Annotated in this window: 18 protein-coding genes and 1 pseudogene; 8 read left to right on the top strand and 11 right to left on the bottom strand. The window is 40.6% G+C overall.

Annotation, left to right across the window (positions count from 1 at the left end; translation table 11 throughout):
* Positions 1-3: 3 nt before the first annotated feature.
* From SYJ56_RS00185 to SYJ56_RS00195, 3 genes are read right to left on the bottom strand one after another with little or no spacing between them, the layout of a single operon-like run.
* The gene (locus SYJ56_RS00185; protein WP_323831338.1) at positions 4-858 is read right to left on the bottom strand and encodes a mechanosensitive ion channel family protein; all 855 of its coding nucleotides are present in this window, start codon (positions 856-858) and stop codon (positions 4-6) included.
* Between the two features lie 25 nt (positions 859-883).
* Positions 884-1,588 carry a methyltransferase domain-containing protein gene (locus SYJ56_RS00190; protein WP_323831340.1) on the bottom strand — a complete coding sequence of 235 codons (705 nt, stop codon included), beginning with the start codon at positions 1,586-1,588 and terminating at the stop codon, positions 884-886.
* The gene (locus SYJ56_RS00195; protein ID WP_323831342.1) at positions 1,588-2,664 is read right to left on the bottom strand and encodes a type III polyketide synthase; all 1,077 of its coding nucleotides are present in this window, start codon (positions 2,662-2,664) and stop codon (positions 1,588-1,590) included. The genes SYJ56_RS00190 and SYJ56_RS00195 overlap by 1 nt, the downstream gene beginning before the upstream one ends.
* Positions 2,665-2,864: 200 nt before the next feature.
* On the opposite strand from SYJ56_RS00195, the gene SYJ56_RS00200 reads away from it, so the two are divergent.
* The gene (locus SYJ56_RS00200; RefSeq protein ID WP_323831344.1) at positions 2,865-3,761 is read left to right on the top strand and encodes a UbiA family prenyltransferase; all 897 of its coding nucleotides are present in this window, start codon (positions 2,865-2,867) and stop codon (positions 3,759-3,761) included.
* Here the strand turns inward: SYJ56_RS00200 and SYJ56_RS00205 are convergent.
* Positions 3,758-4,873 (bottom strand): NAD(P)/FAD-dependent oxidoreductase, encoded by a 1,116-nt coding sequence (locus SYJ56_RS00205; protein ID WP_323831346.1) that lies wholly within the window; start codon positions 4,871-4,873, stop codon positions 3,758-3,760. The genes SYJ56_RS00200 and SYJ56_RS00205 overlap by 4 nt on opposite strands.
* 107 nt (positions 4,874-4,980) lie before the next feature.
* Between SYJ56_RS00205 and SYJ56_RS00210 the strand changes: the two genes are divergently transcribed.
* Both SYJ56_RS00210 and SYJ56_RS00215 read left to right on the top strand, forming a co-directional pair.
* Complete coding sequence (locus SYJ56_RS00210) at positions 4,981-7,506, top strand: zinc-dependent metalloprotease (RefSeq protein ID WP_323831348.1); 2,526 nt, start codon at positions 4,981-4,983, stop codon at positions 7,504-7,506.
* A gap of 236 nt (positions 7,507-7,742) precedes the next feature.
* Complete coding sequence (locus SYJ56_RS00215) at positions 7,743-8,150, top strand: Fur family transcriptional regulator (RefSeq protein ID WP_323831350.1); 408 nt, start codon at positions 7,743-7,745, stop codon at positions 8,148-8,150.
* Here SYJ56_RS00215 and SYJ56_RS00220 read toward each other — a convergent pair.
* Positions 8,147-8,374, bottom strand: coding sequence for a hypothetical protein (locus SYJ56_RS00220; protein WP_323831351.1), 228 nt, complete (start codon positions 8,372-8,374; stop codon positions 8,147-8,149). The two genes, SYJ56_RS00215 and SYJ56_RS00220, sit on opposite strands and share 4 nt — an antisense overlap.
* A 151-nt stretch (positions 8,375-8,525) precedes the next feature.
* On the opposite strand from SYJ56_RS00220, the gene SYJ56_RS00225 reads away from it, so the two are divergent.
* The gene (locus tag SYJ56_RS00225; protein ID WP_323831353.1) at positions 8,526-8,999 is read left to right on the top strand and encodes a YcxB family protein; all 474 of its coding nucleotides are present in this window, start codon (positions 8,526-8,528) and stop codon (positions 8,997-8,999) included.
* 59 nt (positions 9,000-9,058) lie between these two features.
* On the opposite strand, the gene SYJ56_RS00230 is transcribed toward SYJ56_RS00225, so the two are convergent.
* The 3 genes from SYJ56_RS00230 to SYJ56_RS00240 form a co-directional block, all read right to left on the bottom strand.
* The gene (locus SYJ56_RS00230) at positions 9,059-9,493 is read right to left on the bottom strand and encodes a hypothetical protein (protein WP_323831355.1); all 435 of its coding nucleotides are present in this window, start codon (positions 9,491-9,493) and stop codon (positions 9,059-9,061) included.
* A 253-nt stretch (positions 9,494-9,746) separates the two neighbouring features.
* Positions 9,747-12,887, bottom strand: coding sequence for a S41 family peptidase (locus SYJ56_RS00235; RefSeq protein ID WP_323831356.1), 3,141 nt, complete (start codon positions 12,885-12,887; stop codon positions 9,747-9,749).
* Positions 12,888-12,990: 103 nt separating this feature from the next.
* Positions 12,991-13,497 carry a fasciclin domain-containing protein gene (locus tag SYJ56_RS00240; protein ID WP_323831358.1) on the bottom strand — a complete coding sequence of 169 codons (507 nt, stop codon included), beginning with the start codon at positions 13,495-13,497 and terminating at the stop codon, positions 12,991-12,993.
* Positions 13,498-13,658: 161 nt separating this feature from the next.
* Between SYJ56_RS00240 and rlmH the strand changes: the two genes are divergently transcribed.
* The gene (gene rlmH, locus SYJ56_RS00245) at positions 13,659-14,132 is read left to right on the top strand and encodes a 23S rRNA (pseudouridine(1915)-N(3))-methyltransferase RlmH (protein ID WP_323831359.1); all 474 of its coding nucleotides are present in this window, start codon (positions 13,659-13,661) and stop codon (positions 14,130-14,132) included.
* A 175-nt stretch (positions 14,133-14,307) separates the two neighbouring features.
* Positions 14,308-15,129 (top strand): hypothetical protein, encoded by an 822-nt coding sequence (locus tag SYJ56_RS00250; protein ID WP_323831360.1) that lies wholly within the window; start codon positions 14,308-14,310, stop codon positions 15,127-15,129.
* A gap of 299 nt (positions 15,130-15,428) precedes the next feature.
* Here SYJ56_RS00250 and SYJ56_RS00255 read toward each other — a convergent pair whose 3' ends face one another.
* From SYJ56_RS00255 to SYJ56_RS00265, 3 genes are all read right to left on the bottom strand, one after another.
* Complete coding sequence (locus tag SYJ56_RS00255; protein WP_323831361.1) at positions 15,429-15,944, bottom strand: FKBP-type peptidyl-prolyl cis-trans isomerase; 516 nt, start codon at positions 15,942-15,944, stop codon at positions 15,429-15,431.
* A 189-nt stretch (positions 15,945-16,133) separates the two neighbouring features.
* Positions 16,134-17,819, bottom strand: a complete 1,686-nt coding sequence (locus SYJ56_RS00260; RefSeq protein WP_323831362.1) for a capsule assembly Wzi family protein — start codon at positions 17,817-17,819, stop codon at positions 16,134-16,136.
* Between the two features lie 23 nt (positions 17,820-17,842).
* Entirely contained in the window at positions 17,843-18,508 is a 666-nt protein-coding gene (locus tag SYJ56_RS00265) for a hypothetical protein (protein WP_323831363.1), read from the bottom strand.
* Between the two features lie 138 nt (positions 18,509-18,646).
* Between SYJ56_RS00265 and wecB the strand changes: the two are divergent.
* Positions 18,647-19,746 (top strand): annotated as a pseudogene (gene wecB, locus SYJ56_RS00270) (non-hydrolyzing UDP-N-acetylglucosamine 2-epimerase).
* Between the two features lies 1 nt (position 19,747).
* Entirely contained in the window at positions 19,748-20,236 is a 489-nt protein-coding gene (locus SYJ56_RS00275; RefSeq protein ID WP_323831364.1) for a cupin domain-containing protein, read from the top strand.
* The last annotated feature ends 15 nt before the right edge of the window (positions 20,237-20,251 follow it).

The raw sequence follows: 20,251 nt of genomic DNA on the forward strand, positions 1-20,251 counted from the left end.
CTCTTAAGAATTTGATTCTTCCTCGGCTACTTTTTCTTTGATCTGATGGACAACACGCTGAGGGAAAGGAATTTCAATTCCCTCTTTTTCAAATTCAGTATTAATTGCTTCCATTCCATCGAAGTGCATTGGCCACAAGTCGCCTGATTTTGCCCAAACTCTAACTACCATATCCAACGAGCTATCTCCGAAATTTGTCAACGCTACAAAAGGTGCAGGATCCTTGAGAGCACGAGGGTCGTTCGCAAAGATATTCAGTAAAATCTCTTTTGCCTTTTTGATATTGGTACCGTATGCCACTCCTACTTTGAATTCAGTTCTTCTGGTCGCTTGAGTACTCATATTAACGATATCCGAATTGGCCAAGCTACCATTTGGGATAACGACCTCCAAATTATCAAAAGTCATCAGGTGGGTATACAAAATCTGTATTTTGGCAACTGTCCCAGTATGTCCCTGTGCAACAATTACATTACCTACCTCAAAAGGTTTAAAACCTAAAATCAGAATACCACCGGCAAAATTTGAAAGTGACCCTTGCAAAGCCAAACCTATCGCCAAACCTGCTGCACCAAATATTGCTACTGTGGATCCTAAAGGTGCACCCAGTATACTAGCCACCCCCATGAATAAGGTGATAAATAATATGATTTTAACAAACCCAAAAAGAAATTCATTTAGAGAAGGATTAGTGTCTCTTTTTTCCAATAGGCGTCTCAAACCCTTCAAAAGACTCTTTACAATAAGTTTACCAACTAGGTAAAAAATTACAGCAAAAATAAGTCTTGGAATAATTAAGTACGCCAAGTCGATTGCACGTTCATAAAATGCATTTACCGTTTCCTGAGAAATTTCCATGTTAATTTATTTTGGTTGTGATTTACTAAAATATAATGTTCACTTGCCAGCGAAAAGCCCAATTCCAAGAAATTGTAAAATCAGCTATTCCTGCTTTGTCCAGGATTCTTTCCCAATCATTTCTTGAAAAACTCCTCAATACAGATAATGACGCATCATGACGTACCATTTCTGATTTACTAAAAAGACGTGTTAGAATTTTGATGCTATTGTATGCAAACCAATGTCTATGCAGATCATTGATCACTATTCCCAGTTTGGATTTTGCCTGAAGCGACTTCAAAAGTCCGACTAATTCGATGTCTGTAAAATGATGTGTAAAGAGCGTGCAAGTAGAGATATCTACTTTTTCTTCGGAGAACTCTGGTTCAAAAACATTCTGAACTCTCCAGCTGACTTCTGATAAGTCAGCTAACCTAACCGTGGCAAGGGCAATAATGTTCCTGTTGGCATCGATTCCCGTAAAATTCACTTCTTTTTTTTGACTTTTTGCCCATTCAGCCATTACTCGGATCATGTCTCCACCTCCACAGCCAATATCTGCAACGGAATAGGAATCTTGTGGACAACTTCTAAAAATCTTCGCCAACCCAGAAGTGGTAACATGGTTTCCTCCCAGCCAGCGGTTGATGGTTTTTAGTTCTCGCAAAGTTTGATTCAGTTCTTCACCCGAGCAATTTAGGTCATCCATGAGCTCTTTTTCCTCACTTCTCTGCGCAAACTTACTCATCACTTTTCCAGAAGTAAGGTTTCCAATGTAATGCCGGGCCCAAATCCCATAGATAGAATTTCTCCCTGAATTTGATCATCATGCATCATCCGCTCCAGCACAAATAATATAGTCGCTGACGACATATTCCCAAACTGATTCAGGACATTCATGGCGTGATCATTTACTGATTTTGCTAAACCAAATGCCTCTTGAACTTTCTGAAGAATCTGCTTCCCGCCTGGATGAATTGCAAAGTTATCCACATTAGATAACTTAAACTTTTCTTCAAATTTCTCTCTCAATTGATTGATACCTTGATCCAAAAGCGTAGGAATATATTTGCTCAGGCGCATTTCAAAACCAAAATCTCCAATTCCCCAAGCCATATCTCCTTCTCCTTCCCGAAGTACCTGGCTTAGGTAAGACTTGATTTTAAACCCGGATTGCGAATTCATAACCAGCGTTGCAGCTGCTCCATCCCCAAAAAGTGAATTGGCGAGGATGTTATCTTCCACGTAGTCTTTTTGAAAATGGAGTGTGCAGAGCTCCACGCACACAAGCATTACTTTGGCTGTCGGTTCTGCTTTTACAATTTTATCGGCCAATTTCAATCCCGTAAAAGCAGCATAGCAACCCATAAAATGCAGGCAATAGCGCTCCACAGAATCATCTAGTGACAACCGTTTCATTAAGTCCAATTCCACACCCGGTGCTATCATTCCTGTACACGACACCAAGATCAAATGTGTGATTTCTGAAGCTTTTACGTCTGTTTTTGATAAGCAATTCGTGACAGCCTCCTCACAAAGAGGGGGAGCAGTTTGACGGAAAACTTCCATTCTTGCTTTGGTTCCCGGGAAGGGTTCAAAATCTTTTGACTTAGGGAAAAAAGTATAGTCTTTTGGATCGGATTGCTCAAAATCACTCAGCACACTGTATCGACTGGAAATTCCAGATTTCCTATACAAAAAATTCAGCTTCCTAGCTTCCACCTCATCCAGCTGATGTGCTCTTTCCATAAAGCTGGCTATAGCAGACTGATCTATCGGTTTACCTGGATTTGCCAAGCCAATGCTTACTATTCCAACAGTCATAGGAAGAAATTTGGGTTCTGGAAATCTATCATCTTTCGTAATATTTAGTTGGTTCGTGGGTCATATTTTCCAAAACGATGCCGAATTGTTTCATCCCATGCTATTTCACTACATCAAGTTACTCGAATATATCTAAATTGGGTGAATGCATTGTAACCATCTCAACTCCGAAAAGTTATAATCCGAACCTGATTTACGATATGATTTCCCGTTCCAGCCTTAAGCATCTTCGAATTCCATTTTCGCTCTTTTTGATGCCCGTATTTTTCTTTGCGCTAGCACTTACTCCCAATCATAATGAGTCAAGAATATTGTTGGTTTTTATTGCTATTCACCTTTTTTTATATCCATCAAGTAATGGTTACAACAGTTATTTTGATAAGGATGAGGAAAGCATAGGCGGGCTGAAGCACCCTCCAAAAGTCACTAAAGATCTGTACTGGCTTTCCTTAGTCTTTTTCCTAATTGCAATAGGTATAGGCGCGTCCATCAACTTTAGTTTTGCTCTTATGCTTGTGATCTATGGATTGGTAAGCATGGCTTATTCACACCCGTCGATCCGCATCAAAAAGTATCCCTGGCTGAGTTGGTTTATTGCAGGTTTGTTTCAGGGATATTTCACATTCGCCATGGCTTATGCTGGACTAAGTGATTTGAGTTGGGATGTGTTATTCAAGCCTCATGTGGCGATTCCTGGCCTTTTGACGAGTTTGATGCTATGGGGAAACTATCCCTTGACGCAAGTTTATCAACACGGCGAAGATAGCCGAAGAGGGGATCGTACATTGAGTTTGGTCTTAGGAATCAAAGGTACTTTCCTCTTTTCAGCGTTGGCATTTATGGTCACTGGAGCAGCTTTCGCCTGGTATTTCCTTGATCGAAATCAAACTCAAATCCTGTGGATTTACCTTGCCGCAATGGCACCTATAATGTTGTACTTTTTGACTTGGTTTAGTTTTATCCGACTAAATCCTTTGAAATACGCGAATTACAATTGGGCGATGGGGATGAATTATTTCTCTGCACTAGCACTCAATGCTTTTTTTATTTACTACTTCCTAGAAAACACCCAAATCTTACAGGCTTTGGGCTACTAGAAAGGCTTTCCGTGCGTGTTTTTTATAATTTGCTTTGCAACAAATGGTACATGCTGAATTAGGTTTTTCACAAATACTGAAGCTTGTCTGGCACCAAAAAGTCGCTGGACTTTTCGACCAAACCAAAGCCTTCGCTCAAAATGTGATTTCCAGGAATTTTCATAGTTGATTTCAATTTCTTGCCTAGACTTTCCTGCTAAAATAACTTCTGCCGCTACCTTGCCAGACTGTATTGCCATAGCCATCCCATTTCCGCAAAGTGGGGTGATTAATCCTGCCGAATCCCCCGCCATTAGGATATGATTTTCCACAGGATTCTTTCTCTCAAAATTGATCTCATTGATCACTTCTGGCTTTTCGAAGAGAAACTCGCTGTCGGTAAATAAGCGCTTCAGGATAGGATTTTTCCACAGAATCTCTTGCTCCATTGACTCTATTGACCCGTACTTTCTAAGGTGATCTCGATTTCCCAAATAGCATAAATTTGATTTGCCCTCTTCTATTGCATTCACTCCACAATACCCACCTTCGAAATTGTATAGCGCAACTGCCTCCCGGTTAAAATCAGTCTTAATATGATATTTCACGCCAATATAGGGGCTTCGCTTTTCGATAAAACTGCGCTTTAAGCGTTTATCCAACTTAGATCTTTTGCCAAACGCTCCAATCACGTAATCCGCTGTCAAAAACTCACCGTCAGCCAATCCCACTCGAAACTGATTTCCTAAGTCATCAAAAAATACAGACTCTACCTGCACTCCAGTTTTTACTTCACCTCCTTGTTCTAAGACTTTCTGGTAAAGGTGCTCATCCAGCACATAGCGACTAATACCAAAACCTCCCAAATCCAATGGAGTCGACACGCTTTTCCCCGAGGTGTCTGAAAAAAGAAATGTATTAATACGAGGGAATTCATATTGATCAGGCATAAGGTTTTCCCTTGTCAAAAAATCAAGTACCTCATTGGATAGGTATTCGCCACAAACCCGATGAAATGGATACCTCTTCTTTTCGACCAAAATAACTTTTTGTCCGCTTTTGGCCAGTAAATAGGCAGAGATCAGGCCTGCCAAACCACCTCCGATTACTACAATTATGCGCTTATCTTTCACTCAACTACCTTTAACTTTATATATATACCGCTCATCAAAAATGGACAATCCTTACTGATGGTTTCAGGAAATTCACAGTTTAGAAAATACCTAACTAAATAATAACTATGAGAAATACCATACCCAAATTACTTAGGAGACTAACTCTAATAGTAGGCGTAATGGGTGTCATGCTGTATTCTACGGATACTTTTGCTCAGAAAAAGAAGAAAAAGGATTCCAAGAAAGAAACAACTACACCTGCTAACCCTGCCAAACCAAAAGGTAATGATTCAGATCCAAAACCTTACAAAGAAGTAATCACGGCAAAGGCAAAAACAAAAGATGGCCTATTCAAGGTTCATCAGATTGAAGACAAGTATTATTACGAGATTCCTGACTCCCTGCTTGGCAGAGACATGCTGATGGTTACTACTATCGCTAAAACTGCTGACGGTCTTGGTTACGGCGGTGAGCGTACCAACACGCAGATGCTACGCTGGGAAAAGAACAACAATGATATCCATCTCAAAGTTATTTCTGTGAATAACTATGCCGCAGATTCTCTTCCTATCGCTTTGGCGGTAAAGAATTCCAATTTGGAGCCTATACTACAGAAATTCTCTATCAAGTCTCTCGCTACAGATTCTACTGGAACCGTTATCGAGGCGACCGACTTATGGGCGAAGGATGTACAAGCTTTAGGTCTTCCAAAAGGTCAGCGTACACAATACAAAGTAACACGTCTAGATGCAGATAGATCATATATCGAGCATATTCATACCTATCCGATCAATATCGAAGCGAGGTATGTGATGACTTACATTGCTAACGAACCTCCTTCAAACAGCTCAACAGGGTCTATCACGCTGGAGATGAACTCTTCTATGTTGCTTCTGCCAATGGAGCCGATGAAACAACGATTCGGAGATCAGCGCGTAGGTTGGTTTAGCAGATCAATAGTTGATTACGGAGCTGATGCTCAAAAAGCACAGAGCCGGACTTTCCTTGACAGATGGAGACTGGAAGTAAAGGATGAGGATATGGCGAAATTCAAGGCAGGCGAATTAGTAGAGCCCAAGAAGCAAATTGTCTTTTACATCGATCCTGCAACTCCTACGCAGTGGATCCCTTACTTGATCGCTGGTGTGGAAGATTGGCAGGTTGCATTTGAAGCTGCCGGTTTCAAAAATGCTATTGTTGCCAAACTAGCGCCAACTAAAGAGGAAGATCCCGATTGGAGTCCTGAAGATGCCAGATATTCTGTGATCAGGTACTTTGCTTCGGATATCCAGAATGCTTATGGGCCACATGTATCTGATCCTCGATCAGGTGAAATATTAGAATCTGATATCGGATGGTATCACAATGTGATGAACTTACTAAGAAACTGGTTTTTCATCCAAACAGCAGCTATCAACCCTGATGCGCAAAGCATAAAGTTCAAGGATGAAGTGATGGGTAGATTGGTTCAATTTGTCTCTTCTCATGAAGTAGGACACACACTTGGACTCCCGCACAACTTCGCTTCTTCACATGCTTACCCCGTTGAGAAATTGAGAGATGCTGCTTTCACTAAAGAAATGGGAACAGCTCCATCAATCATGGATTACGCTCGATTCAATTACATTGCTCAGCCAGGTGATGAAGGAGTAAGCTTAATGCCAAATGTAGGCCCGTATGACAAGTATGCTGTCGCTTGGGGTTACAGACCAATTCCTGATGCGGCCACTCCAGAAGATGAATTAATGACATTGGATCAATGGATCTTGGAAAAGCAAGGTGATCCAGTTTACAGATATGGCCGTCAGGGTAATAGTTATGACCCAACAGCACAAAGCGAAGATTTGGGAGATAACTCCATGAAAGCTTCTGAATATGGAATTGCTAATCTGAAGCGTATCATGCCAAACCTAATGGAATGGACTGCTGAGCCAGATAAGCCTTACAAAGATTTCGATGATTTGGAGGAAATGTATGGTCAGGTGATCACACAATTCAATAGATACATGGGTCATGTAAAAACCAATGTAGGTGGTGTCTCTGAAGTGTACCGAGCTGTTGGTCAGGATTTGCCAGTCTATACGCATACTACGAAAGACATCCAGAAGTCGGCTGTAGCTTTCTTGAATTCTGAGCTTTTCACTACACCTGAATGGATGATGCAAGATGATATCTTCGCTAGAACAGAAGATTTCGGAGCATTAGAGAGAATCCGTGGAGTACAAGCAAACACGTTGAATTCTGTACTTGACTTGGGAAGACTTGGTCGTGTGATCGAAAATGAAGCCCTTAACGGTAACGAGGCATACAAAATCACTGAACTATTCGATGACTTGAGAAAAGGTATCTGGTCTGAACTTCCTGCCGGCAAAACAATTGATGTGCACAGAAGAGCGCTACAAAGAGCCTATATCGAAAGAATGAAATATTTAATGACTAGTGATGGACCAACTATCCCTGCGGCATTCAGAAGATATGTGGGAACTCAGATCAATGCATCTCAATCTGACATCAGGCCGATGGCTAGAGGTGAGTTGAAAATACTTCAAAGAGACATCAAATCTGCAATCGCAAGAACTTCAGACAGAATGTCTAAACTTCACTTGGAAGATGCTCTAGAAAGAGTAAATGCTATTCTTGATCCTAAATAAGGAGCATGGAGTAAAAGAATAAGTTAAATGGGCGTCGAATCGGCGCTCATTTTTTCTACGGTCCTCATGGCTCAACATTTTTTTAAATTGACTTTTAGGATATTTTATTGATCTTCTTCCCGCTAAAAAAAAATTGGCTATCATCAGCATAAAAAACCTTTGCGCCTCAGCGCCTTTGCGGGATATTAAAATACTTGAAATCAATTTTTGATTAGTTTTGTTTGAACTTCATGAATATGTCATCTCCTCTTTCCATACTTCAAAGTCATAAGCTACGCATCACAGATTGTCGTCAAGAAATCATCCGTGAGTTTCTGGATAAGCAAGTAGCTTTGGCACACTCAGATTTAGAAGAATCCTTAGACAGTCAGTTTGATCGGGTGACGATCTACCGTACCCTAAAGACTTTTGTGGATAAAGATGTGGTGCACAAGGTTCTCGATGATAGTGGAGCAACCAAATATGCCCTTTGCTCTCATGAAGAGAAAGAGCATAACCATGAACATGTTCACTTTAAATGTGAAATCTGCGGAGAAACCACCTGTTTGGAATCTATCACCCTCCCAAGTATCAAACTTCCTAAAGGCTTCAAAAAGAAAGAAATGAACCTGTTAGTGCAGGGAACCTGCAATAAGTGCCACTAAAACTCTATTGGTTCAGGTATCCTTGATTTTGGGGAATCGCTAGGCCATTGTACCCCAGGAGGTAAGTCTATCTTTGGTGGTGTAAAATCTTCTACTCCTCCATCTCCATCATCTTCACTACTATCCCCTTTTTTCAAGGATCTTTTAGTCATGGTAGCCATGACATAAATTAGGATGACATAAGCCAAACCACAAAGAATCAAATCGATTACAAGACTGCTCATTGCCAAAAGTTTGAGATAATATAATTGAATACAAGATTTAAATCAATGGTAATGCCGATTTGTTTTCGAATAAAGATGTTTTTTTATGATTTAATCTGACTTGCTAATTCCCTCGGATAGGTAGATATTTGCGCTCTGAATAAGAAAAGAGATGATAGTAAAAACAAAAAAATATCAACTTCCTACTGGTACCTATATCAAAATGGCTTTGATCAATGTTTTGAAAGAACAGTGGTGGGTAATACCAATTGCATTGGTGATCATGTGCGGTTATTTTTGGATTCCTTCGATTTGGTGGATAATAGGTGCACTGATAGCATATGGCCTTTATGTATTGTTTTGGGCGATTCAGTTCACAGGTGTGACTCAGATGGAGCAAAACAAAGTGATATTTGACAAGATGGCTTACGAGATCGACAGCCGCCAGATATTGATGAAAATCAACACCAAGCAAGGAATGCCCGTGCAGTGGAATATGATCAAGAATGCAGAGGTGAGGAAAGATGCCTATGTACTTTACATGTCCAAGGCACAATTTATCCATCTTCCTTTCCGAATTTTCAACTCAGAAAATGAGCGAAAATTTATGGAAACAATATTAAAGCGTAAGGAGCTTATCAAATAAGCACATCCCCAATCTATAGCAAGAGCCTCCCACTATGGGGAGGCTTTTTGCATTAGTCACTAATAGGTGTAAAGAATCCTTTGATCGGAATTGGTGACATTAAGCCATACCTTACCGCCACTTACTTTCAATTCCGAAATGTCAAAGACCACTTCTTTGGTAATGTAGGCCTCACATAACTCCTGATTATTTAGTGATAAAATTAGATTTCTTTGAGGAGGATTTGACTCCATTATACCTCCAGAATCTATCAATTTTATTTCCCAGCTATTTCCATCACAACCACCTGCGCTAAAATTAATAGTTAGAAAATCACCTTTTATGTCCAGGGAATTGATTACCAAGTTGTCAGTAGGGGCAGAATTGTAGGCATCTTCGTCTATCAGTACCTTCAATTCAGATAAAGAAAGAGTCGGATTTACATCACCATCCGCACAGGACAAAAGCTGAAAGCAGGCAAACAGTGTCACAAGTTGAAATAGGCGTTTCTTCATAGTTTCATTTTTCCTCCTAAACGAAGCTAACCTACAGAGCGCTACAAAAGAGGCTGTCTCATAATCCGCTTTTCTTGTCAGACTGAGCGAAGTCGAAGTCTTTTATGTGCTAATTAAGCGCATTTCAACTTCGCTCAATAGTGACAATCGTGAGATATGAGCAGCCTCTAGTTCCTATACCCATATAGCGCTTTACAACTACTTGAAGTGCAACCACGCAACCCAGTTACCGAATTGTAATCCCATTCTTATCTCATTCTAGCTTCTCCATAATCACTTCTATCGCCTTATCCAGCTGCTTTTGGGTTCCTTCCAATCGATCCACAAATCCTTCATCCACTCGGATATCAGGTTCTACACCATCTTTTTCCAGGTTTCTCCCGTCCAGCGTGTAGCAACCCCAAGCTGGAAGTCGGTAGAATGAGCCATCCACCAAACCCTGACCAGAAGTGAAAATGATCCAGCGGTAAGTCTCTGTTCCGATGATAGTCCCCAATCCCAATTCCTTGAATCCTGCTGCTGTCATCTCTGCATCAGAAAGCGATTGCTCATTGATCAGGAGAACAATAGGTTTGTCAGCTGGAGAGAAATTCGGCTGATTGGTCAAAGCGCCATCGCGGTATTTCCATTGCAAGTAACTCTTCTGACTAAGGAACTGCAGGACTTTGTCATGAACATTTCCACCGGTATTATAGCGCAAATCGAGAATGAGGCCTTCGCGATTCCCGTTGACAGACACCATCTCTTCCATGAAATGCTGCAATTCACCTCCACCCATATTCTTCATGTGGATGTAGGATATTTTATCCCCGGACTTCTCGTCGACGTAAGCTTCATTTTGATCCATCCACTCATCATAAAGCCAAGTTTTCATTTCTCCCGTGGAGGCTGGATGAACTTTCAACATCACTTCTTCACCCTTTCTGTCAAACGTCAACGTCAGTTCCTCTGCCATGGTAGGTACTGCAAAATATTTCTCCCTGTTTTGACTGGAATCGATTTTTATTCCATTCACTGCCACTAGCCGGTCTCCTAGCATCACCGCCATAGGTTCTAGATCTGCAGGACTATGTTTTAAAATTCGATTGACTGTAAATGGCTTTTCCTCATCAAAGACAATTCCTGCATTCATCGAGCGTGTACCGAAATAACCTTTTTCCTCTTCTCCATATGTATTAAAACCAAAATGAGAGGTATTCAACTCGCCCAGCATATCATTGAAAATAGTACGGAGGTTCTCACGGCTGGTCACGTAGGGCAAAAACTCCGCATAGCGATCACGCAGCTCTAGCCAGTTTTCCCCATGAAAATCGCCGTCATAGAAATTTTGTTCCATCCCTGCCCATGCTTCGTAGTACATCTGTTCAAACTCGTCTCCCAGCTTCTTGTCAAATGCCTGAGAGATCTTGATCTCCTCTGTTTTGTTGCTGGCAGGATCGAGGGTATGCACTTTCCCTCCTGCCAATAGATACACTTTGTCTTTTGACTCCACAAGCTCAAAACCGCCGATTCTGTCATCACTGACTTTCTCCATTTTAGTTTTCTCAAAATCTTCCAGCGTGGTTTTCCACAATTTGGGATCTCCCTCATCATGGTTGGAAGTATAGAAAACCCAGGTTTTGCTATCTTTTTGGAGAACAATAGGATTGGACTGCTGACCAAAAGATGGTCCTACCAATTCCAATCTATCCATTAAGTCCCCCGGAGTGATTTTTACTTTTGGGGAAGGCTTGTCTTCTTTGGTTTCTTTTTTCTCCTTGTCATCGGCTGGCTCTTCCTTGAAAAGCTCCGCTACTTTATCCGACTTGAATAGCTCAGTAAACTTATCTAGCTTCATCCGATAAATATGCGCCTCAGTAGTACCGTAAGGATAACTCGCATGGGTACGGTCTGAGGAAAAGTAAATGTATTTGCCGTCGGGAGACCAATACGGTGAAGTCTCTGTCACGAATGTCTCTGTCAAATTGATAGTCTTCTGAGTTGCTCTGTGATAGACGATCACTTCCCGCTCAAAATTCCGAATTGGACTGAAAACCACGTATTCATCATCTGGAGACAGATAGGCATTTGGTGTATAAAGTCCCCATAGCTCATCTTCTACAAGCGTTTTGCTTTCCATTGTTTTGAGATCGATTTCACGAACTTCATTTCTACCACCTATATAAATTCCGAGTGTTCGCTGCTTATTCAATGTCAATTGACGATTCTTGAATTTATCGTTGGTCAGCTGCTTCTCCTCACTGGGATTTTGGGCTGAGATAGTAAACCAATTGTAATAACCTTTAACCGTACGTGAATAAATAAGGGTTTTATTGTCTGCCAACCACTTCACTTCTTCTACGGCTTCTTTTGGATCGGTAGGTATTTGCTGCGCAAATTTCCCTTTCACATCAGAGATAAAAAGAACTCCACGTGATACAAAAGCCATCTTATTCCCATCAGGTGAGACATCGAAATTGGAGATATTTCCAGACACTTGCCGTGTGAGTTCCTTTTGAAGTGTTTGATTTTGATAGATGGAAATGTTTGGCTGGGTAGTATTGCCAGTGGCTACATCATAGACGAAAATCTGATAATCCTTACGAAAGACAATCTTCTCCCCATTTGCACTCACCTTTGGCCACATAATAGAAGTTGGGAAGTCCGTCAACTGTGTTTTAGTAGCATCCTTAAATGTGTATAAGTTGTATTCACCGTTAGCCTCATCCGACTGGAAAAACACATTGCCATTTTGATCTATGGTTGCTCCAAAGTCCTTTCCTTCATACACGGTGTATTGTGTGAATTTCTGTGTCGCAGGGTTATAAGACTTAATATCCGGGTTGTATTCGCCTTTGTAGCGCTTTCGGTGTGCAAAATTCTTGCTTTCCCAAGTTTCGTTGAAGTATATTTCCCCTGTCTTCGGCTGGACTACAGCTCCGTGAATGGTATTGAAATAATGTGGAAAAAGTCTCTTTGGCGTGGAACCAGTCAGATCAATTTCATAAGTAGAAAAATTATTGTAACGATTGGAAGTGAAATAAATCTTATCGCTTTCCCAGCTCCAGGATTCCACTTCATCAGCTGCCTCATGAAAGGTCAATTGTCGTATCTCACCTCCCTCCATTGGCATCAGAAAAACATCTTTGTTCCCGTACTGCTCGGAAGTGAATGCCAACCATTTTCCATCTGGGGAGACTGCAGGCTTGCTCTCAATTCCTTCCATGGCAGTCAAGCGCTGGGATGAGCCTCCATTCACAGGAACTTTCCAAAGATCTCCTTCGAAACTGAAAACAATCTCCTTGGCATCCGGTGTTAAAGTAGGATCAATAGTAAAATAAGGTGAAGTTGAAGTCTGGGCATTTGCCGTGATAATGAAACAAAGCAAAAGAAGCGTAAAGTATACTTTTTTCATAAGCGAATTTTAAATAGAAGTCTACTAAAGTTAAAAAACCACCTCCAATAAAAAAGGCCTATCCACTTGGACAGGCCTTCATTTGAAAAATTTCCCTCTATTATTACATTGGAGGTATAATCACTGTGTCGATGACGTGTACCACGCCATTATCAGCAGCAATATCAGCTGCTGTTACAGTTGCATTGTTAATCATTGCTTTGCCATCCATCAATGTTACTTTGATAGAACTCCCCTCTACTGTCTTAGCCGTTTGGCCATTTTTTAGATCTGAAGACATTACCTTTCCAGGCACTACGTGATAGGTCAGGATTTTCACCAGTTGAGCTTTGTTCTCAGGCTTAAGCAAATTCTCAACTGTTCCAGCTGGAAGCTTAGCAAACGCATCATTTGTAGGAGCAAATACGGTAAATGGACCATCACCTTTTAATGTCTCAACCAAATCGCCGGCCTTAACAGCCGCAACTAATGTGGTTAAAAAATCCTGGGATATAGCCAAATCCACAATATCAGCATCGACTCTAGTCTCGTGGACCGAATCTATCTTGGGTGTAAAAGACGATACTACTACAAGTATAGTCAGCATCATTACTATTCCTAATTTTTTCATGGTTGTTATATTGTTTGAGTTTTTACAGACTCATAACAAGTTGCTTAAGTAATTGTTTTTCAATTTTTTAAACATCTCCTCAAAAGAGCAACAATACCCTTTACTAACTGAAAGCTAAGTATTGAAATTATTCTATAAATAGAAATTTCAGATATTTGAGCATGCAAATTAAACTGATCGCTATAGGCAAGACAGACAATAAAGCCATTATTGCTCTCATAGAGGAGTATGCTAAGCGTCTGAACTTTTACATCAAGTTTGAATTTGAAGTCATTCCCGACCTGAAAAACACTAAGTCACTTTCTGAAATTCTACAGAAAGAAAAAGAAGGTGAGTTGATATTGAAAAAACTTATCGCATCCGATGAGTTGATCTTATTGGATGAGCGTGGCAAAAGCTACAGCTCTATGGATTTCTCCGAGTTCCTGCAAAAGAAAATGAATGCCGGATTAAAACAACTCATTTTCGTCATTGGCGGACCTTATGGCTTCTCTGACGAAGTTTATTCCAGGGCTAATGCAAAACTTTCCATCTCCAAAATGACTTTTTCTCATCAGATGATCCGCCCATTTTTTATAGAGCAGCTCTATAGAGGATTTACTATTCTGAGAAATGAACCTTACCATCATGAGTAGATAGCATGCAGTCGCAGTGACCAGTTGCAGTTTCGTTATGAGCTTTCTGTGACTGAGTCTGATGACTTACATTTCCTCAATGTTAAGTTTTTGATTATTATGTGTTTTAATGTTACCAAATTGTTAACTTTATGTAACATTGATCGTAAGAATAGTAACATTAGCTTCATTCAAGGTGAAAAAAGCACTTCTCACATATATCCTAATTTCTGCAGCTGGCATACTTGCCATGGGTCAGGATGCTATCGGGATTTCTGGAGATTTACGCTTTGACAATATTTCGGAAAAGGAGCTTTGGGAAGCGGGTCATGAAAACCCATACTTACTATTTAGGGCCGTTCAAGCTGATAGATCCCTTTCTGATGAAAAATGGGATGAGCTTGTTGCAGGTTTGGATAAGAAATACAAGAAAAAGGGAACACATATCAATATTCTCCGTCAGGTTTTCCAGAAATCACATCAACTGCTATTCAAAACTTACGAACAACATTCCACATTCAATGACATGCTAGATGAAGGCAGATATGACTGTGTCAGTGCTTCTGCGGCATTAGCTCTTCTTTTGGATCGCTATGGTTTTGAATATAAAGTTGTAGAAACGGATTATCACGTTTTTATAGTGGTGAATTATGAGGATATGGATATCATCCTGGAAAGCACACTCCCTGTTGGAGGCATGATCACAGCTCCATCTGAGGTTGCTTTATATTTAGAAGGATATAAAGCAGGTGATTCTGTACAGTTAAAGTCACTTAACCAGCGATTAGGAGCACAAAAAGTTGATCTATCGGACAATGCAATTTTTAGAAAAGTCAATCTAACCCAATTGGCAGGTTTACAATATTATAATGATGCGATTTCACACTTTAATGAACAAAGCTTCGAAAAAGCTTCCAAACAATTAAACAAAGCTTTGGTGCTGTACAATTCTGAGCGTATAGAAGGATTAAAGGCATTGGCAGAAGAGCAGGCGAATCTGTTAGCTAGCTCAAACTAAAAAATGACCTCCTAAAAGGAGGCCGATACCTGTTGGAACAATCACCCCTGATGTCCCAACAGTCCATTGAAAAATTTCTTACACCTACCTTTTTAAGTTCAAATTCAAACTTGTTGCAGTGTAAGCCATTTGTTCGAGCCTTAAAATCAACGAAGAATTAGGCCAGAGACAATTTTTTAGGTTAATAATAATACCCTTAATCACATAAGTATGGATCAAAGCTCTTTCAAAAATATTGTGATTTATAGATGCCTCCTATACGACAAATGCCCTATTCTAAGAACAGGGCATTTAGTATTTTAGTGATGATGATGTCCATCTGGGCCGTGCGCATGCCCATGTTCGAGTTCTTCAGGGAGCGCATCCCGCACTGAGATGATTTTGCCCTTAAAGGACAAATCATAACCTGCAAGTGGTGGATTGAAGTCCATATGAACTCCAGTGTAATCAATTTTAGTAATCTCTCCCCGAATCTGTCCTCCTTTATTATCCTGCATAGGAATCACGTTTCCAATACGTAGAAGATCCTTATTGATCTTTCCTTTTTCTTTAAAATTCGCCTTTGGAATAATAGTCTTTTTCTCCTCCATATAATCCCCATAAGCATCATCAAATCCCAGATCTGCACTGAACTCATCTCCGGCAGATTTGCCTAGCAATGCTTCTTCGAATTTAGGAAATACCTCTCCTGCGTTAAATAAAAAGTAAAAGGGTTTCTCCTCAGGCACGGACTCATAAGGAACCATTCCTGTGTCACCATCATCAACTTTCAGTTCATAGCATACTGCTACCACTTTATTTTTCTCAACTTTCATGTGTTTATAATTTTCTTTCTAAGGCCACATAGCCTGTCCCGTCACGATAGTTATCGGGATCTATTCGGGACCTGCCTACCGTCAGGCAGGGAACCTCGCAGGATTTATAATCATCCCTCTGTGTGACGCTTTCGTCATGCCTGCCTGCGGTAGGCAGGCTCGATTTAATATAACAATTGAATCTATCTCCTATTGGAAAATATATGCCAAACCGACCTGACCTACGAAGTTCTTGCGGTCATAACCTGGTACAAAGTACTGGTCTGGATTGTTTTCCAAATACCACTTATAGTTCAAGGTATTCACATATTGTAAGCGGGCATTCAGCAGAACATTACCAAACTTCCAATCGCCGATCAGGGAAGGCACAAGATCAATGTATTTATTTCTCCAGTCCTTGGATGCCTCATATCTATAATAATAGTAATCATTGTTGTATACAATTCGCTCCATTTGGAAACCAATTCGGTTCATCTTATTCACCCAAGCTAACTCCAGAAATATTACGTTACTTGCCGGACCATTTCCAGCTCCCAGCACTTGGCCATTTTGAGTATAACCTTCCACTACATGGTCGTGCACATACCAAGTCTTGAGTGATCTAATATCGTCTCTTATGGTCTGGCCAGTTTGTGTCATTTCTGAACTGATCTGGAAATAATGACCTGATTTCTTCAGGCTCATCAAATGAGAAAATCCAAAAGTGAAAGCCCTTCCAGACTCAGGAGTTATCATGAAATCATTTAGCCTGCGATCATTGTCCCTAGTACCATATTCTCCATAGAATTCGAAGTGACCATCGGAACTCATCCACCTGAAAAACCCAGAGCTAAACTGCTGTCTCTTTTCTTGAATGGGATCTATAATATTCTGAGCTTTTTTCCGTCCGTTGAAAACAGGCAGTATATCACCAATATCTGAAATATCTTGTTGGTACATCTGGCTGGTAGATCCATATCCAAGGAAAAGTCCAGGCACCCATTTAGGTTGATAGGTTAAAACCAAACCGGATAAAAACCGCTTATTGTCCTCTGGTTTTGGGATCAGCACATTATTTTCTTGAATTCGGTAATCAGGCCAAGGGGGTAAGAAACCTGAAGATTTTAAGAAACCACCAATTGCTTGCCCTTCGAACGATCCTATTTTTGTCTTAACAGGTTTACGCGTATTTGCTGTCAGATGAACAAATCCTGGAGCATTGTTCCCAAGCAAGAGCGAGCTCCTTCTTCCTGGCCCCCACCACAGATTTTCAGAGGATACGCCTATCGAGTACTCTTGGAAATTATATCGGATACTCGATTGTCCCAAATATGCTTGATTATAAGAATCTTCACCAAATCGCTCTGGCATATCTATGCGATTCATATATTCATAATAGAATAATATGCTCAACTGATGTTCGATCGGAAAACCCTCGTAATCTTTGTTTTGAGCCATCAATAGCTCTGGCTGAAACTGTACACTGAAAGGCCCATATTCCAAGTACGCACCTGGACTCAGAATAGTCTGAAGACCTCGATTTGGGATAAAAGCACCATCATTGACCCCAAAGGCATAGGTAGAATTATATTGAAATTTGGCCACCGCAGGCATCATCAGAAACTTGCCTTTATTATCCTTCCCAAAAAACGTATGGACGGTTGAAAGGTCTATATCTACTATAGAATTATCGAGGTCAAAACCGTATTTTATCCCAAATGCATTCACAGGATAAAGAGGCCTGATCATAAATGAAGAGGCAGAATCCACATCGCCTAGTAACTGAGCCCTTCTCAAGTAATCATCCAATACTGGAGTACCTACTGGCACTGTTTGTGCCAAAGAAGAGTTACCTAGTACAAGAAACAGCAACCATACCCCAAAACAGTTTTTCACAATTTTCCTTGTCTTTATCATACTCATTTCAAGGTAAGGGCTTCGACTGTTATTCCTGCAAGAGACCACGATTCATCACATTTGGGATCGGGAGAATTCGATGCTACCAAATCCGAATTCATATAGATTCTGGTACTAGATTTACTATGTTCAACTATTTTGGAAAAACTATAGCGCGTAGTATAATTTGGAGTTGTACCAAATAGACAAAGTCCAGGCATATTTGTTTGAATTGCGCCGGTTTTCGGTCTATTTGTTTTGAAGAATGTATCAGGGTAGGACTGGTATAGGCAATAGGTCGATTCGCAAGGGCTGTTAGAAAAAGTTGTTCTGAAAATCTCTTCATTATCTACTCCAAAAAACCATTGGTCTGGCCCAGTTACCCCATCAGAGGTATTCCCATCCCAGGTATCATGAATTAAAATTTCAATTGTCACTTTCAACAGGTTATGGGAAGGAAGATCTGAAAGATTGACTGCTATTTCCTCATTATGATAGTGACCTGCTACAGTATCCTCCTCAAACACAAAGAGCCTTCCGTTTTCAAACCCTGCTAGATCCAAATCTGAAAAGTTGTTGCTATAGACCACTTCTTCTGACTCCAGAGTATCTATACAAGAGAAAAATGAAACTGCGGCCGCAAGCAGTAAAAGGGCTTTCACTCCGTTTGACCAAATATTGCAATCCATCAAATTCAGTTAATTAAGAAAATATAAGCTTGCAAAGAAACAAAAAAGGAGCCAAAACATACTTACCAAAAGAACGCTAATTTTAGCCAATGCATCCAAAAGGATTTACTACTTTTGGTTTTAAAATAAAAACAATAGATGGCTACTTTTACCATAGTCGCAGGTGCGCGACCTAATTTCATGAAAATCGCACCCATCATTCATCAATTAATCAAAAAAAAAAAGAAGGGATTGAAGTCAATTTCCGGCTAGTTCACACTGGACAGCATTACGATAAGAAGATGTCGGGTGACTTTTTTGAACAATTGAATATCCCCGAGCCAAATGCAAATCTCGGTGGAGGTGGAGGTACACAGGCCGAGCAAACTGCGGCAATTATGATCGCTTTTGAAAAGGAACTGCTTGAAAACAGACCTGATTTGGTATTAGTAGTGGGGGATGTAACAAGCACACTTGCTTGCTCGATTGCAGCCAAAAAACTTCAAATCGATGTCGCTCACGTAGAAGGTGGTATTCGGTCAGGTGACTTGACCATGCCTGAAGAAATCAACAGAATGGTGACCGATAGTATCACGGATCATTTTTTCACCACTTCTGAGATTGCCAATGCTAACCTGCGGAAAAGTGGGTTTGCAGAGGAAAAGATCCACTACGTCGGTAATACAATGATAGACACATTGATCGCTCAGATGCCAAGATTTCAAAAGCCTGAAGGTGAGATTTTTGAAAATCTGGTATCAGGACAATACTTCGTCATGACCATGCATCGTCCTGCGAATGTAGATCAGGAACATAAGCTAAAAGCCATGATAGATGCGATACTGGAAGGGACAAAAGGCTTACCAATCATTTTCCCTGTTCATCCAAGAACCGCTAAAAATCTACAATCATTGGGTATAGATGCCCCAAACCTGCACATGAGTGATCCTTTGGGTTATCTGGAATTCAATTATCTAGTGAAAAATGCAAAAGGCGTGATTACAGATTCCGGGGGAATTACGGAAGAAGCTTCAGTCATGAATGTGCCATGTATCACTTTGCGAGATAATACAGAAAGGGCCGAAACCATCCATCTAGGCACCAATGAACTCGTGGGAACGGATCCGGACAAGCTAAAACCATACTTGGAAAAAATAATGCAAGGCGAATGGAAGCAATATCAAGGGATCCCGCTTTGGGATGGAAAAACAGCTGAGCGTATTGTGAATATTTTAATAGATTCTTACCTAGCAGACTAAAATGGAAGTAAAAGGAAGAATCGCCTTTTTGATAGAAAATCTACAGCTCATCCCACATCCAGAGGGTGGATTCTATTCAGAGACCTATAGATCTGAAAAAAGAATAGGAACAGATTCAGGCAAAAGAAACCTGAGTACTGCTATTTACTTTCTCCTTACCTCAGAGAACGTGTCCAAATTCCATCGCATCAAAAGTGATGAGCTTTGGTTTTTTCACGAAGGAAGTAATTTGACCATTCATACCTTGAGTGAGCTAGGTCATCAGCAGTTTTCACTTGGATATCCGTCAAGCAATAATAAAACTGTCCCCCAACATTTGGTAGCTGCAAATACCATCTTTGGCAGTTCCGTAGATGAACCAGACGCCTATGCCTTGGTTTCATGCGTAGTTTCCCCAGGCTTTGATTTCACTGATTTTGAGCTTTTCGAGGCACGAGCACTTCTGGAACAATTTCCAGACTATTCACAAATCATCACAAAGTTGACATGAAAAAGGCTCCCGAGT

It is taken from the genome of Algoriphagus aurantiacus (assembly GCF_035156405.1).
In the GTDB taxonomy this organism is placed as follows: domain Bacteria; phylum Bacteroidota; class Bacteroidia; order Cytophagales; family Cyclobacteriaceae; genus Algoriphagus; species Algoriphagus aurantiacus.